The organism is Brevibacillus sp. FIR094 (genome assembly GCF_050477165.1).
In the GTDB taxonomy this organism is placed as follows: domain Bacteria; phylum Bacillota; class Bacilli; order Brevibacillales; family Brevibacillaceae; genus Brevibacillus.
In genome coordinates this window covers 1-12,940 of sequence record NZ_JBEAES010000052.1, presented here as the reverse complement: position 1 = coordinate 12,940, position 12,940 = coordinate 1, and the positions used below count along the sequence as shown (strand labels likewise).

14 protein-coding genes are annotated in these 12,940 nt (G+C 46.9%); 10 read left to right on the top strand and 4 right to left on the bottom strand.

The features are described from left to right. The first annotated feature begins 98 nt into the window (after positions 1 to 98). Both ACQ5DJ_RS27850 and proS read left to right on the top strand, forming a co-directional pair. A complete protein-coding gene (locus ACQ5DJ_RS27850; RefSeq protein ID WP_007729829.1) occupies positions 99 to 710 on the top strand; it encodes an ECF transporter S component in 612 nt (203 codons plus the stop codon). A gap of 313 nt (positions 711 to 1,023) precedes the next feature. After that, a complete protein-coding gene (gene proS, locus ACQ5DJ_RS27845) occupies positions 1,024 to 2,490 on the top strand; it encodes a proline--tRNA ligase (protein WP_429845275.1) in 1,467 nt (488 codons plus the stop codon). Positions 2,491 to 2,541: 51 nt separating this feature from the next. On the opposite strand, the gene ACQ5DJ_RS27840 is transcribed toward proS, so the two are convergent. After that, the gene (locus tag ACQ5DJ_RS27840) at positions 2,542 to 3,180 is read right to left on the bottom strand and encodes an HAD family hydrolase (protein ID WP_429845274.1); all 639 of its coding nucleotides are present in this window, start codon (positions 3,178 to 3,180) and stop codon (positions 2,542 to 2,544) included. 63 nt (positions 3,181 to 3,243) lie between these two features. Continuing rightward, positions 3,244 to 3,861, bottom strand: a complete 618-nt coding sequence (locus tag ACQ5DJ_RS27835; RefSeq protein WP_429845273.1) for a helix-turn-helix domain-containing protein — start codon at positions 3,859 to 3,861, stop codon at positions 3,244 to 3,246. 156 nt (positions 3,862 to 4,017) lie between these two features. Between ACQ5DJ_RS27835 and bcp the strand changes: the two genes are divergently transcribed. Genes bcp through ACQ5DJ_RS27815 form a run of 4 tightly spaced genes read left to right on the top strand, consistent with a single transcriptional unit; the run spans position 4,018 to position 6,923 of the window. Continuing rightward, positions 4,018 to 4,488 carry a thioredoxin-dependent thiol peroxidase gene (gene bcp, locus ACQ5DJ_RS27830; protein ID WP_429845272.1) on the top strand — a complete coding sequence of 157 codons (471 nt, stop codon included), beginning with the start codon at positions 4,018 to 4,020 and terminating at the stop codon, positions 4,486 to 4,488. 37 nt (positions 4,489 to 4,525) lie between these two features. Continuing rightward, complete coding sequence (locus ACQ5DJ_RS27825) at positions 4,526 to 5,578, top strand: M42 family metallopeptidase (RefSeq protein WP_429845271.1); 1,053 nt, start codon at positions 4,526 to 4,528, stop codon at positions 5,576 to 5,578. Positions 5,579 to 5,587: 9 nt separating this feature from the next. Continuing rightward, on the top strand, positions 5,588 to 6,349 hold the full coding sequence (locus ACQ5DJ_RS27820; protein WP_429845270.1) for a class I SAM-dependent methyltransferase: 762 nt from the start codon (positions 5,588 to 5,590) through the stop codon (positions 6,347 to 6,349). Positions 6,350 to 6,374: 25 nt separating this feature from the next. Further along, positions 6,375 to 6,923 carry a cob(I)yrinic acid a,c-diamide adenosyltransferase gene (locus ACQ5DJ_RS27815; RefSeq protein WP_429845269.1) on the top strand — a complete coding sequence of 183 codons (549 nt, stop codon included), beginning with the start codon at positions 6,375 to 6,377 and terminating at the stop codon, positions 6,921 to 6,923. 36 nt (positions 6,924 to 6,959) lie between these two features. Here the strand turns inward: ACQ5DJ_RS27815 and ACQ5DJ_RS27810 are convergent, their stop codons facing one another. Further along, the gene (locus ACQ5DJ_RS27810) at positions 6,960 to 7,871 is read right to left on the bottom strand and encodes an SDR family oxidoreductase (RefSeq protein WP_429845268.1); all 912 of its coding nucleotides are present in this window, start codon (positions 7,869 to 7,871) and stop codon (positions 6,960 to 6,962) included. Between the two features lie 118 nt (positions 7,872 to 7,989). Here ACQ5DJ_RS27810 and nth point away from each other — a divergent pair, with 118 nt between their 5' ends. The 3 genes from nth to ACQ5DJ_RS27795 all read left to right on the top strand — a co-directional run bounded on the left by nth (position 7,990) and on the right by ACQ5DJ_RS27795 (position 11,269). After that, positions 7,990 to 8,673 carry an endonuclease III gene (nth, locus tag ACQ5DJ_RS27805; protein ID WP_144617507.1) on the top strand — a complete coding sequence of 228 codons (684 nt, stop codon included), beginning with the start codon at positions 7,990 to 7,992 and terminating at the stop codon, positions 8,671 to 8,673. 154 nt (positions 8,674 to 8,827) lie between these two features. Then, on the top strand, positions 8,828 to 9,262 hold the full coding sequence (perR, locus tag ACQ5DJ_RS27800) for a peroxide-responsive transcriptional repressor PerR (protein ID WP_039961469.1): 435 nt from the start codon (positions 8,828 to 8,830) through the stop codon (positions 9,260 to 9,262). A 273-nt stretch (positions 9,263 to 9,535) separates the two neighbouring features. Continuing rightward, positions 9,536 to 11,269, top strand: a complete 1,734-nt coding sequence (locus tag ACQ5DJ_RS27795) for a glycosyl hydrolase family 18 protein (protein WP_429845267.1) — start codon at positions 9,536 to 9,538, stop codon at positions 11,267 to 11,269. Positions 11,270 to 11,362: 93 nt separating this feature from the next. Here ACQ5DJ_RS27795 and ACQ5DJ_RS27790 read toward each other — a convergent pair whose 3' ends face one another. Beyond that, the gene (locus ACQ5DJ_RS27790) at positions 11,363 to 11,737 is read right to left on the bottom strand and encodes a YgzB family protein (protein ID WP_007728760.1); all 375 of its coding nucleotides are present in this window, start codon (positions 11,735 to 11,737) and stop codon (positions 11,363 to 11,365) included. 117 nt (positions 11,738 to 11,854) lie between these two features. On the opposite strand from ACQ5DJ_RS27790, the gene ACQ5DJ_RS27785 reads away from it, so the two are divergent. Continuing rightward, entirely contained in the window at positions 11,855 to 12,715 is an 861-nt protein-coding gene (locus ACQ5DJ_RS27785; protein ID WP_429845266.1) for a nucleotidyltransferase-like protein, read from the top strand. Positions 12,716 to 12,940 lie beyond the last annotated feature (225 nt).

The window sequence follows — 12,940 nt, the reverse complement described above, 5'->3', positions numbered from 1 at the left end:
CCACAGGGTTTATTTTTGTTTGTGTAACAAGACGTGTGAGCTTACAACGACTGTTGCCATTCCTCAAGAAGGAGTAGAAAAATGAGGAGATGGTAAACATGAAAGAAACAGCGCTGCATTCTTCGCGCACACGTGCAACTCAAAAGCTGGTGACGATTCCCATGCTGGCGGCCGTTGCATTTATTCTGCAGTATCTCGAGGTTCCTGTTCCGCTGATGCCTAGCTTTTTGAAACTCGACTTCAGTACACTCCCGGCATTGATCGGGGGACTCATGTACGGACCTGTAGCCGGCGTTATTATCGAGGTACTGAAAAATACACTGCACATGCTTTTCAAAAATACAGACGGTCTGTTGATCGGTGAGCTCGCAAACGTTGTAGCAGGATCAAGCTTTATTTTTGCGGCTGTCTACATGCAGCGTCTCGGCCAAGGCAAAAAAGGCTTCCTGACTGGTCTCGCTCTGGGAACGATTTTGATGACGATTGTCATGGCTGTGGCAAATGCATATGTACTGTTGCCTGCGTACGCTGTGCTTTATCAAATGCCGATTGAACAGCTCTTGACTATGTTCAATGCGACAAGTATTTGGTCATTAGTTCTGTACGGAATCGTACCATTCAATCTCTTCAAAGGTGTTATGATTTCAGTGGTCGCGTATCCGATCTACGTGAAGCTCGGCTCCAGAATCGCTGCGCGTACCAACAATTGACAACCACGATGTGACTCGCTAATATGTTTAGTTAATAGATAGTCACAAAAGGCTATGAAAGGACCCGCAGCTATTCCCACGTGACAGAGAGTCGGCCCTAGTCTGGAAGGCTGATACGTAAAGGATAACTGCATCCCATCCTGAAGCCGCTGGTGAAGAGCTTAGCCGGATGCCCACCGTTATCGGGTTTATCGAGAGGACTATGGCGTATGCTGTAGTCAATCAGGGTGGTACCGCGGAAGTTGATCCTCCGTCCCTTTTTGGGATGGGGGATTTTTTGCATTTTACGTAAGATCAAAAGGAGCGTAGTCGGATGAAAGAGGACAAAGCGTTTGTAAAAGAAATTACACCGCAATCGGAGGATTTTTCGCGTTGGTACATCGATGCCATTAAAAAGGCGGATTTGATGGACTACACACCGGTACGCGGCTGCATCGTGTTCAAGCCGGATGGCTTTGAGCTATGGGAACGAATTCAAGAGGCAATGAATAAGCGCTTCAAAGAGACAGGGCATCGCAATGCCTATTTCCCGATGCTGATCCCCGAGTCCTTCTTTCAAAAAGAAAAAGAGCATATCGAGGGCTTCAATCCTGAGCTGCCTTGGGTAACAGAGGCTGGGGGCGAGCCGTTAGAAGAAAAGCTCGCACTACGTCCAACCTCCGAGACGATCATCGGACATATGTACAGCCAATGGATTCAGAGCTACCGCGACCTGCCTGTATTAATCAATCAATGGGCTAACGTTTTTCGTTGGGAAAAGCGGACGATGCCGTTCTTGCGGACATCGGAATTTCTCTGGCAGGAAGGCCACACGGCACATGCGACAGAGGAAGAAGCTCGTCAGGAAACGATGCAAATGCTAGAGATATACCGAGAGGTCGTCGAGCAGGAGCTGGCTATTCCGGTTTGGAAGGGACAAAAAACACCAAGTGAACGCTTTGCTGGTGCTGTCGACACGTATTCCATTGAAGCGATGATGAAGGATGGCAAAGCAGTGCAAGCAGGCACCTCGCACTATTTGGGCGATAAATTCGCGCGCGGCTTTGAAATCAAGTTTTTGGATCGTGATAATCAGTTCAAGTACGTTCACACTACATCATGGGGAACCTCTACGCGACTGATTGGTTCGATGATCATGGTGCATGGCGATGACCGTGGTCTCGTGTTGCCGCCTCGCATGGCTCCGACACAGGTTATTTTGATCCCAGTTGGTCCGATGAAACTACGCGAGAAGGTGATGGAGGCGTTTGATCCACTCTTTGACGACATCAAGGCGGCAGGAGTGCGTGTCCGTGCTGATCTTCGTGAAGAAACACCAGGCTGGAAGTTCAATGAATGGGAAATGCGCGGGGTTCCTCTGCGTCTGGAGCTCGGCCCACGTGACGTGGAAAATGGTCAAGTAATTCTGGCTCGACGTGATACAGGGGAGAAGGTGACGGTATCACTTGAAGGTATCGTGCAGACAGTTGTTCAACTGTTGGAAGAGATTCAGCAAAATATGTTCCAAAAAGCACTAGCCTTCCGTGATGAGAACTCATATTTGGGGATTGATACACTGGAGCAGCTATCCGATCATATTGCCAAAAAAGAGAGCGAAAACAAGACGAGCGGATGGGTGTTAGCTGGCTGGTGTGGGGATGATGCTTGTGAATCGAAGGTCAAAGAGGAAACCAAGTTCACCTCTCGTAACATCCCGTTTGAGCCTCCTGTACAAAAGAAAGCCTGCCTTTGCTGCGGCAAAGAGTCACAGTATAGTGTCTGGTTCGGACGGGCGTATTAAACAAAAAAAGGGTGCGTCCACGCTTCGGCGGCAGGGCACACCCTTTTTCATCTAGCGTCTGAGGATCCAATCGGTAAAAGCTTGCACATCCGTAAAGTGGTAGTCAGGCTCGGGATCGAATTTTCCCGACTTTTGTGTAACCGAAAGCCAATCCACACCGACTTTTCGCAAACCAGCGGCTCGACCAGCCAACACGTCAGCATCACTGTCACCTACGAAAATGGTTTCTGCAGGCGTAGCGCCTAGCTGTGTCATAGCGGTAAAAATACCTTCTGGATGAGGCTTTGGATGTGTGACCTCATCCCCTGTGATCACGACGGAAAAATACGAATCTAATCCCCATTCTCGAAGGGAGATGTCAGCGCTTTTTCGTCCTTTTCCTGTTACGATTCCCATTTGGATACCCGCTGCGTGAAGTTCATCGAGCATGCTTCGGATATTTCCCGGGTTTTGTACGCGGGAGTGTTCCTCTGTGTATACACGATAAAAATGAGCAAAGGCGTTGTCATGCGCATGTGGGGGAAGCTTGTTTTGCAAAATGCCTGTTTCTGTGGGGCCAAAGAGAGCTACAATCTGCTCGTCAGTATAATGCTCTTGTAAAAACTGCTGAAAGGTAGCGCGAAAAGCGGTGAAGATCAAGGGGAGGGTATCGGCAACTGTGCCGTCGAAATCAAACAAGATCGTCCGCATTGGAGTCCTCCTTTGATTAGAAAATGAAAGAAAACCATCGTATCTGATGGTTTTCTTGGTGACTTATTCATCCGAATCATCAAAATGATCATCTGCATCATCTGTTGGGTCAGCTGGAGTCAATGGGAACAGGATGTCGAAAAACTTGAATTTTCGACGGCCAGATTCCGATTTGAACCCTTTGTACTTTTGCAACAGTTCAGAGATGTCTTCTACAAATTGATTACGTTCCTCTTGACTCAAATAAAATTCAGTCAAATTAAAAGCGAACGTATTTTGGTATTCTTTCCGAACATCTTGGTCGCTTGCGACGAAGCGATTGAGAGTTCGCATGAGGTCTTTTTCCGTAGTGCGAAACGGAGTAAACATGACATCACTTAATTGTTGAGCGTTTTCTTCAATCATCAATTGGAGCTTGACCTGAATGACCTTGGCAACAGGCTCATAATATTTCTCCACAATAGAGCCTTTTACCCGGGTATCCACTTGCTCGAGCAGCCCAACACGCACGAGCTCCTTCACATGGTAATGTAGCCGTGCAGCATTTTCGCCTAGTTCTGTAGCGATTTGTTTGGCCGTTCTGGGCTCCAAATCTTCAAAGAGTTCCAAAATTTTAACCCGTTCCGCTATAGCAAGCGATTTTAGCGCTTCTGGATCTGTTACTTCAAAAAACTCTTTCATGCGAATTCACCATCCAACTGACTAGGCCAAATTTTATTTTTTTTTATTCTATCCTTTTCTGAATCAAAGCGCAACTTGTATGCGGATGAAGTGACTACTAGATTGTGGTAAAATGGGACCAGCGAAAACAGGATATTATCGAGAGGAGGGAAAAGTTTGATGGCAGTAGGACAAGCTGCACCTGCATTTACTTTGCAGGCGAGCGACAATCAGACCCTCTCACTTTCCCAATTTCATGGACAAAATGTAGTGCTTTATTTTTATCCAAAGGACCAAACACCGACATGTACCACAGAAGCATGCGACTTTCGTGACTTCCATTCGGGCTTTGCTGAACTGAATACAGTTGTTCTCGGAATCAGTCCGGATTCTGTGAAATCGCATGACAAATTTATCGCGAAGCACGAATTGCCTTTTCCACTTCTGGCGGATCTGGATCACCAAGTGGCAGAGGCTTATGGTGTGTGGGTATTGAAAAAAATGTACGGACGAGAGTACATGGGCATAGAACGCACGACGTTCATCATCGACAAAGAAGGCAACATTGCAAAAGTATGGTCAAAAGTAAAGGTCAAAGGGCATGTGCAGGAAGTGCTTCAATTTATTAAGGAAGAGCTTCCATCCTAACTTTTATTTCGCAATGGGCGAATGGAGGAATATACAAATGAGTGTATCTACGGAATATGTTGTACAAAGCTTTTGCCAATTGGCGAACATCCCAAGTCCATCTGGCAATACGGAAAAAGTAATGGCCTGGGTTGCACAAGAGTTAGAAAATCTTTGCGTTTCCTATAAACGGACAAACAAAGGGGCAATCGTTGCAACAGTAGCGGGGTCCAATAACGACAAAGCAAGACTCTTGACTGCTCACGTCGATACGCTGGGCGCGATGGTAAAAGAAATCAAGAGCAACGGGCGTTTGAAGTTGACCTTGATCGGCGGATTTGCGTTCAATGCGATTGAAGGGGAGCACTGCGTTGTAGAGACTAGCAGCGGACGTCTTGTAACTGGTACCATTTTGTCCACCAAAGCTTCCGTACATGTATACAGCTCAGAAGCCGGGAAAGCTGAGCGCAATGAGGCGAACATGGAAGTTCGACTGGATGAAAAGGTCACAAACAAAGAGCAAGTACTTGCGCTTGGGATTTCCGTCGGAGATTTCGTCTCCTTTGATCCGCGCGTGACGGTAACGGATAGCGGCTTTATCAAGTCCCGCCATATCGACGACAAAGCAAGCGTAGCTGTGTTGCTGGGGGTACTGAAAGAACTGAGTGAATCCGGCGAGAAGCTGCCTTACACCACGCACTTTTTTATCAGCAATAATGAAGAGATCGGCTACGGCGGCAACTCCAGCATCCCTGACAACGTGGTGGAGTACCTGGCTGTCGACATGGGCGCGATTGGGGACGGACAGACGACAGATGAGTATTGCGTGTCCATTTGTGCGAAGGATTCCACTGGACCGTACCACTACGGATTGCGTAGCCATCTGACCAAGCTCGCACAAGCGAACGGTCTGAACTACCAAGTGGATATTTATCCCTACTATGGTTCTGACGCGAGTGCTGCACTGAGAGCCGGATATGACGTTGTCCATGGTTTGATCGGACCGGGAGTAGATGCATCCCACTCCCATGAGCGTACACACAAAGAAGCACTCGATAATACGGCAAAGCTCGTTATGGCCTACCTTCAATCAGAAGAAATGCAAGCATAGGAGGGTCAGATGAGCAATATGTATCAATGGGCTGACTACTATGATCTCACGCAACGCGGTGTTCCGGGTGATGTTGAGTTTTATCTGGAACAAGCCAATCTGGCAGGAGGAAAGGTGCTGGATCTCGCTTGCGGCACCGGAAGAATCAGCATTCCGATGGCGCAGGCTGGCATCGACGTTACCGGAATTGACCTATCCCAGGATATGCTGGCAAGGGCTCAGGTAAAAGCAGAGGAACAAGGTGTAACATCCGGCTTGAAGCTATTACAGGGGGATATGCGCGCCTTTGATCTGCAGGAGTCATTTTCGCTGATTATGATTCCTTTTCGGTCGTTTTTGCACCTTTTGCATGTTCAAGAGCAAATGAAGGCATTGACGTGCATTCGCAAGCATCTGGCTCCAGGTGGGAAGTTCATCATGAACGTGTTTGTGCCCAAGATTCATCATTTTTACGAGGAAAATGAAAAAATGTCCTTGCGTGGCACTTATCCACTCCCGTCGGGGGAAGAGGTTGCGATGTGGGATTACACCCGTTATGACCATTTTCAGCAACTGTCCGAAGTGACACGCATTTACGAGCGTACGGATGCACAGGGAGTTGTGACGGAACGGGTGAGGGGCCGATTTACTCTCCGCTATATTTTCCCCGCGGAGCTCCATCATCTGCTTCGTTTAAACGGCTTGAAGGTCACACAACGATACGGTTCTTTTGTAAAAGCACCTTTTGATGCGAATAGCTCAGAATTGATTCTGGTCGCAGAAGCATTGTAAACGGAACCTGTGGAGGGGATACGGAATGAAGATTTATACAAAGTCAGGGGATAAAGGTGAGACGTCACTGGTTGCAGGTGTCCGCGTGCCTAAGTTTGCGGACCGTGTAGAGGCATACGGTACGTGCGATGAAGCCAACTCGCAGATTGGATTGGCACTGGCCCTGTTGCCTACGACAGAAGAATGGAAGGAATTGCAGGATGTCTTCCATGTCATTCAGACTAAGCTGTTCCATGTAGGAGCTGAGCTGGCGACGCCAGAAGGCAAAAAGGTAGGTTGGCCAATTGCAGAAGAGGACGTTACTTTTCTGGAAGAGCAAATTGACATGTTAGATGCAAAGTTGCCGCCGCTCACCAATTTTATTTTGCCTGGCGGACATCCGGCTGCGGCTGCCTTCCATGTTTCACGTACGGTCGTCAGACGTGCAGAGCGCAAAGCAGTCCATGTGGCACAGCAGGAGGAGGTAAACCCGTCCGTGGTCAAATACCTCAACCGATTGTCTGATTATCTGTTCGTTGTGGCTCGTCATATTAATAAAGAAACAGGTACAGTTGAGAAAACGCTACACGAATAGGCAAAAGCCCCCTGGGATCAAGCAGGGGGCTTCTTTTTATTTGGTACGCAGGTAAGTGGTGATTCCCGGGAGAAAGTCGATTTTCTCTGTGTGAAAAGTATCGTAGAGAAGCTTTCCGTCCTTACATGCGTTTCCTTCTAGCAGCATGGTGAGCTGCGTGTTGGTAATCGGGAAAAATGGGAATCTCTCCATCATATTTACCACAGGCTTCATTAAAGCAAGGGGAATGTGAAATTTATTGACCTTCCGCTTTCCGAGGGCCTCGCCAATCGTATCGAGGATTTGCCCGTAGGAGAGGGGCTCGGGCCCACCTGTTTCGTAGGTTTGATTGGTTGATTCGGGTCTGCTCAAGGCTTGGACGAATACATCGGCCACCGTCTTGCGAGCAACTGGCTGCAAAGGGTAGGAGCCATCGCCAATGACCGGTGTGACAGGTAACCGAACCAGATCGGCGAGCATATTCACGAATTCATCCCCAGGACCAAAAATGACAGATGGACGGAAAATGACGTACGGAATACCGCTTGCTTGAACAAGCTGCTCCGCTTCGTATTTGGTTCGGTGATAGGCGCTCGTGGCGTTTTCGCGTGCACCCAGAGCACTCATATGGACAAAGCGCTTGATTCCCGCTTGCTTGGCGGCCTCCAGTACATTTTTTGTGCCTTCTACATGGATACGAGAAAAGAGAATGCCTTTCCCAGGTTGTTCGCGAATAATTCCGACGAGGTGGATGACAGCATCGCAGCCTTGCATCGCTCTCATCAATGATTCTTTATCAAATAGATCGCCAGTTGCTTCCGTTATATGCGTATTGGCGGTTTCGGTGTAGGGAAGCTTACCTGGTGAACCAGCTCTGGTGAGGCAAACCGTCTCATATCCTTCTGCCTGCAAGCGCTCGAGTATACCCTTTCCAACAAACCCTGTGGCACCAGTCAGGAATACTTTCATGGAAAACCTCCTCCCGTTAAATACTTCCAGACTCATTGTACAACAGGTGCAGCTTGCGGTGCTATCGATCGCTGTGTTGACCAAGGCGGTATAATGTAGGGAAAAGGGGGATATATTTATGGCACAACGCAAAGTACCTGTGGCCGACATTTTGGATAATTTGCAGCAGCTTTATCCGGATGCGCACTGTGAATTGAATTATACAACCCCGTTTGAACTTCTCATTGCGACTATCCTTTCTGCCCAATGTACAGATAAACGGGTAAATGAGATTACGGCACCCATGTTCCAGCAGCTAAACCAGCCGGAGCATTACCTTCATTTGACACAGGAAGAAATGGAAGAGCATATAAAAGGGCTCGGGTTGTATAAAAATAAGAGTAAAAACATTTTAGAGACCTGTAGAATCTTGTATGAAAAATACAATAGCGTAGTTCCACAAACGCATGCCGAGCTCGAAGCATTGCCAGGGGTAGGTAGAAAGACTGCAAATGTCGTTTTGTCCAATGCATTCGGAATTCCTGCGATCGCGGTCGATACGCATGTATTCCGCGTCGGAAACCGGTTAGGCCTTGCGAATAGCGACAATGTGGACGAAGTGGAGCGTCAGCTCATGAAGCGCATACCAAAAGAGAAGTGGACGGATGCGCATCATTGGCTAATCTGGCACGGCAGACGTGTATGTTCGTCGCGCAATCCACAGTGCGGCAGCTGTACAATCCAATCCATGTGTAAGTTTGCACAAGCGGAAGCCAAAAAAGCCAAAAAACCTGCAACCAAAAAGCCCGCAAAAGCAAAGTGAAAAACTTGATTTTCCACTTCTTTCTCTTCAAATCGGATGAATGGATATTGACAGTTTTCGCCGACTAGACGTACACTTATTTATAGTAATTCTAATCAATGACATTAGAGAAGCTTGTTCTTTTGTCTTGCGAAAGACTGTGGGGTGTAACAAGATGGTACAACGTGTGGAGAAAGCTGTTGAAATCCTGAAGAATACCGGGGTTCGCATGACACCACAGCGCCATGCAATTTTGACCTATTTGCTGGAAACGATGACTCACCCGACGGCTGACGAAATATATAAAGCCCTTGAAGGCAAATTCCCGAATATGAGCGTTGCAACGATTTACAACAATCTACGAGTCTTTAAAGATGCTGGATTGGTTACAGAGCTCACTTACGGGGATGCGTCCAGCCGATTCGATGCCAATGTGGAAGAAGATCATTATCACGCAATCTGTTCCACCTGTGGTGCAATCAGTGACTTCCACTTTCCGTATTTGCGGGATGCAGAAGTAGCTGCTTCCAAAGACATCGGCTTCAAAGTTACCGGACATCGTATGGAAGTCTATGGCGTTTGTGATTCCTGTCAAAAGAATCCCCACTAAGAATGTATTGGATGGATGAGCACCTCCTGCTTGAATCGGATAATCCCGGTGATGCAGGGGGTGTTTGCTTTTGGAGGACATAACCCTTTCTGTCGAAATCTGTAACCTTTTGGCTTCTCATACGTCTTCTTCTTGGTAGGAAGCTTGTCCGTGAATTACCAGAATACAAAAGGTTGTGAATGGATTGAACCAACGCTATGATCGAAATAATGAGTCAAATCATACAGCCGAAGTCAGAAGACAGGCTTATGTACCAGGAAGTAGGTGGAGATTATGAGCAGGGAGTCGGGTAGAGCTCTGCGACCAAGACGGAGAAAACGACGGGTTTTTCGCACACTGTTTTTGTTAAGCTTTCTCTTGTTGGCCATCTTCGGCAGCATTTACTGGTTTTTTGTGCTCCGTGCCTCCACTGAGCATGTGCAGCCGTATGATGGAGATAAAAATGTGATTGTATACGAAGGCTCACGGAAAGAGTCCTCGTATATAGTGGAATCAGAGCAAATATTGCTACCCTTTGATTTCATTAAAGAGAACATTGATCCAGCGATTTTTTGGGATGAGCCCACACGTTCCGTTATCGTCACGACGAAGGATAAGGTGCTTCGGATGGAGAGCGGAGAAGTTGTCGCCTATCTGAACAAAAAACCTGTGGATTTACTCGTTCCGGTGAAAGAGGTCGACGGCACACGCTATGTCCCGTTGGATCCTTTGGAAAAGCTGTATCCTTATTCTTTTACGCGAAAAGCAGATACGGGTGTCCTGGTCGTCGAAAAAGATGGCTACGAAATCCAGCAAGCGAAAGTGATCGCTGCCGAGGAAAAACAAGCAGTCCGTACCGGTGCTTCTCACCGAACCCCGATCGTAGCAGAACTGTCGTCAGGAGAAGTTGTCGACGTTCTTGGCAAAAAGGAAAACTGGTACCGCGTTTTAACCGCTTCGGGAGTAGGGGGATTCATTTCAGAGAAAAGTATTGAGATGACGGATGTGCGCAAAGTCCAGCTGGAGCATACGACTGCTACTGGACAACAACATGCTACTTGGAAGCCTGAGGGCAAGATCAACCTCGTATGGGAGCACGTCGTCAGTAAAAATCCGGATGTTTCAAAAATTGGTACACTACCAGGGGTAAATGTAGTTTCTCCTACTTGGTTCGAAATGAAGGATGCAGATGGAAATCTGTTGAACAGAGCCGATTCTGCGTACGTCAAATGGGCCCATAACAGGGGCTACAAGGTTTGGGGTTTAGTTACAAACGGCTTTAATCCTGATTGGACGAAGTCCGTTCTCAGCAGTTATGACAAGCGAGATAAGTTAATTGCCCAACTCTTGTATTACGCTCATCTATACGATCTCGATGGCATCAACATCGATTTTGAGAACGTGTATTTAGAAGAAAAAGAGGAACTCGTTCAGTTTGTTCGGGAGCTGACGCCGTATCTTCATCAGCAAGGACTAACCGTTTCCATAGATGTGACGATCAAGTCAAACGCCAAGCAATGGTCCATGTTCCTGGATCGGAAAGCTTTGGCCGAGGTCGTCGATTATGTTGCGGTGATGACGTATGATGAGCATTGGGCAGCGAGTCCAAAAGCCGGTTCTGTCGCATCGTTGCCATGGGTGGAGCGGGGCTTGCAAGGAGTGTTGGAAGAGGTTCCTAACGAAAAACTGCTGCTGGGTGTACCTTTTTACACACGCTTGTGGACAGAAGCCAAGCAGGCTGATGGCACTGTGAAGGTTAGCTCCAAAGCTTATTCCATGACGAAAGCCCAGGAATGGATCAACGAACGCAAGCTGACGCCAGTTATGGATGAAGCTTCCGGTCAACATTACGTGGAGTACAAAGACCCGAAGGATGGCAACGTCTATAAAATGTGGATAGAAGATGTAACTTCTATGAAGAAGCGTATGGAGATCGTCAATAAGTACGATTTGGCGGGTGCAGCTTCTTGGCGCCGTGGTTTTGAGGTGCCGGAGATATGGCAAGCAATTGACGAGACTCTGAAATAAAAGACAGACAGCTTTTACGAAAGAAAGCCACCTGCATCCCGAATGCTCGGGAAATAGCAGGTGGCTTTTTACGTATAGATGAAAGGAATCATATTATGTCTGGTTTTGCTGAGGATGTCCGTCTTCTATGCGCAAAGGTTGTCCACAAAACATACAGGCGTCTTCTTTACCCAACATCTTGGTGACTTTTTGGCATGAAGGGCATTGCACCTGTGGAGCTGACGTGGAGACCATCCCGGAAATCATAAACAAGACGGTACTGCCCATTGTCAGAATGAACCCGATGATCAAAAGCAGCGTCATAAAAATGTAAGAGCCTTTTAATAGGCTTCCAAGTAAAGGAATAAAGTCCAAATAACCTGCAAAAAATGCGTACCCTGTATACATCAGCAAAATTCCGATTACCATGCTCCAGTTGCCCCATGTGCGCATGCGTTTGATCTTGCTCAGGCGTTCTGTATTTTTCATGATCATTCCTCCTACCGAATAGTATAGCATACAAAGGATTTGTCTGTTGACAAGCAGGAAACGGACAAGACTTGTAGAATCCATAAGTTCAACCCAGGGGGCAGGGAGGAACAAGGCATGACTTTAAGGCAGACGTATCTGAAAAATCTCCAGCAGCGTTTGGATGTGCAAGCGGTGCTTGTTTTGAATGATTCGGATATGCTAGTCCCTTTTCGCGAGGGAATCTTTTATTTCGTTGTAGTAAATGAGCCCCAAGCTGATGGTAAAATCCGTCGCATGCTTTTTCAGGAACAAGTAATCATCGAGCAGCAAATCAGCACGTGGCAACTGGAGAAGGGAGCTATCTGCGGTTTGGATGAACGACTTGCCGAGATGCTTCGAAGGGCAGAAATCGTTTGGGACAAAGAACATTATATGAAACAAATGAAGCAGCGCCTGGCTAGTTTGTCTTCTTCTCTTCAGAAAAAACATATCTGTAAGGAGTATTCCCAAATCCTTCGTTTTTTTCACGAGACAAAAGAGTTTTTGCAGCAAGGTATGATGCTGGATGCGCATCACTCTGCCATTCAAACGATTCACTATTTAGCTCGTCTCATTGTATATGAAGCGGGAGATCATCCTCAGCCAGCATTATGGACGCAAGTCAAACAGATAGATCCATCTATTTATAAGTTGTATGAGGAGCTATCTTTTAATGCAGAAGCATTGGAGAAGCGAATTGAACTACTTGTGCTGGCAATTGAATTTTGGATCGCGTCCAGAACAAAGGAATCTGTTCGATACTTGGTTGAACTCATGGAGACGAAATCAGGGCCTTGGCGTTTGGAAGAGTTGATGAACCATCCGATGATTCAAGAGGCAGAGATTGAGATTCCTCTCGTGATAGATAAGATGCTTCAGCGCTTGTTGATCCAAGAGATCGTATGCAAAGAAGGGGAAAATGGCGACAGAGAAACAGGTTTTATTTTAATGGGATAATAATTTTTCAATTAGTGTTGACTTCTATTTGTGATCCATGCTATATTAACAAACGTTGCTGCTGCGCTAACGCAGAGCGGCCGAGAAAAAAGTTTTAAAAAACACTTGATTTCACAAGTGGTTATGTGGTAAATTAAGAAAGTCGCCTCTGGGCGATGAAACAAAAATGTTCTTTGAAAACTGAACAGCGAAAGCGTTAATGAGTCTATCATTAAATGATTTGCC

Excerpts from the sequence above, each read along its gene's own strand:
- ACQ5DJ_RS27850 (WP_007729829.1), top strand. The coding sequence starts at position 99 with ATGAAAGAAACAGCGCTGCATTCTTCGCGCACACGTGCAACTCAAAAG.
- proS (WP_429845275.1), top strand. The coding sequence starts at position 1,024 with ATGAAAGAGGACAAAGCGTTTGTAAAAGAAATTACACCGCAATCGGAG.
- ACQ5DJ_RS27840 (WP_429845274.1), bottom strand. The coding sequence starts at position 3,180 with ATGCGGACGATCTTGTTTGATTTCGACGGCACAGTTGCCGATACCCTC.
- ACQ5DJ_RS27835 (WP_429845273.1), bottom strand. The coding sequence starts at position 3,861 with ATGAAAGAGTTTTTTGAAGTAACAGATCCAGAAGCGCTAAAATCGCTT.
- ACQ5DJ_RS27825 (WP_429845271.1), top strand. The coding sequence starts at position 4,526 with ATGAGTGTATCTACGGAATATGTTGTACAAAGCTTTTGCCAATTGGCG.
- ACQ5DJ_RS27820 (WP_429845270.1), top strand. The coding sequence starts at position 5,588 with ATGAGCAATATGTATCAATGGGCTGACTACTATGATCTCACGCAACGC.
- ACQ5DJ_RS27815 (WP_429845269.1), top strand. The coding sequence starts at position 6,375 with ATGAAGATTTATACAAAGTCAGGGGATAAAGGTGAGACGTCACTGGTT.
- ACQ5DJ_RS27810 (WP_429845268.1), bottom strand. The coding sequence starts at position 7,871 with ATGAAAGTATTCCTGACTGGTGCCACAGGGTTTGTTGGAAAGGGTATA.
- nth (WP_144617507.1), top strand. The coding sequence starts at position 7,990 with ATGGCACAACGCAAAGTACCTGTGGCCGACATTTTGGATAATTTGCAG.
- perR (WP_039961469.1), top strand. The coding sequence starts at position 8,828 with ATGGTACAACGTGTGGAGAAAGCTGTTGAAATCCTGAAGAATACCGGG.
- ACQ5DJ_RS27795 (WP_429845267.1), top strand. The coding sequence starts at position 9,536 with ATGAGCAGGGAGTCGGGTAGAGCTCTGCGACCAAGACGGAGAAAACGA.
- ACQ5DJ_RS27790 (WP_007728760.1), bottom strand. The coding sequence starts at position 11,737 with ATGAAAAATACAGAACGCCTGAGCAAGATCAAACGCATGCGCACATGG.
- ACQ5DJ_RS27785 (WP_429845266.1), top strand. The coding sequence starts at position 11,855 with ATGACTTTAAGGCAGACGTATCTGAAAAATCTCCAGCAGCGTTTGGAT.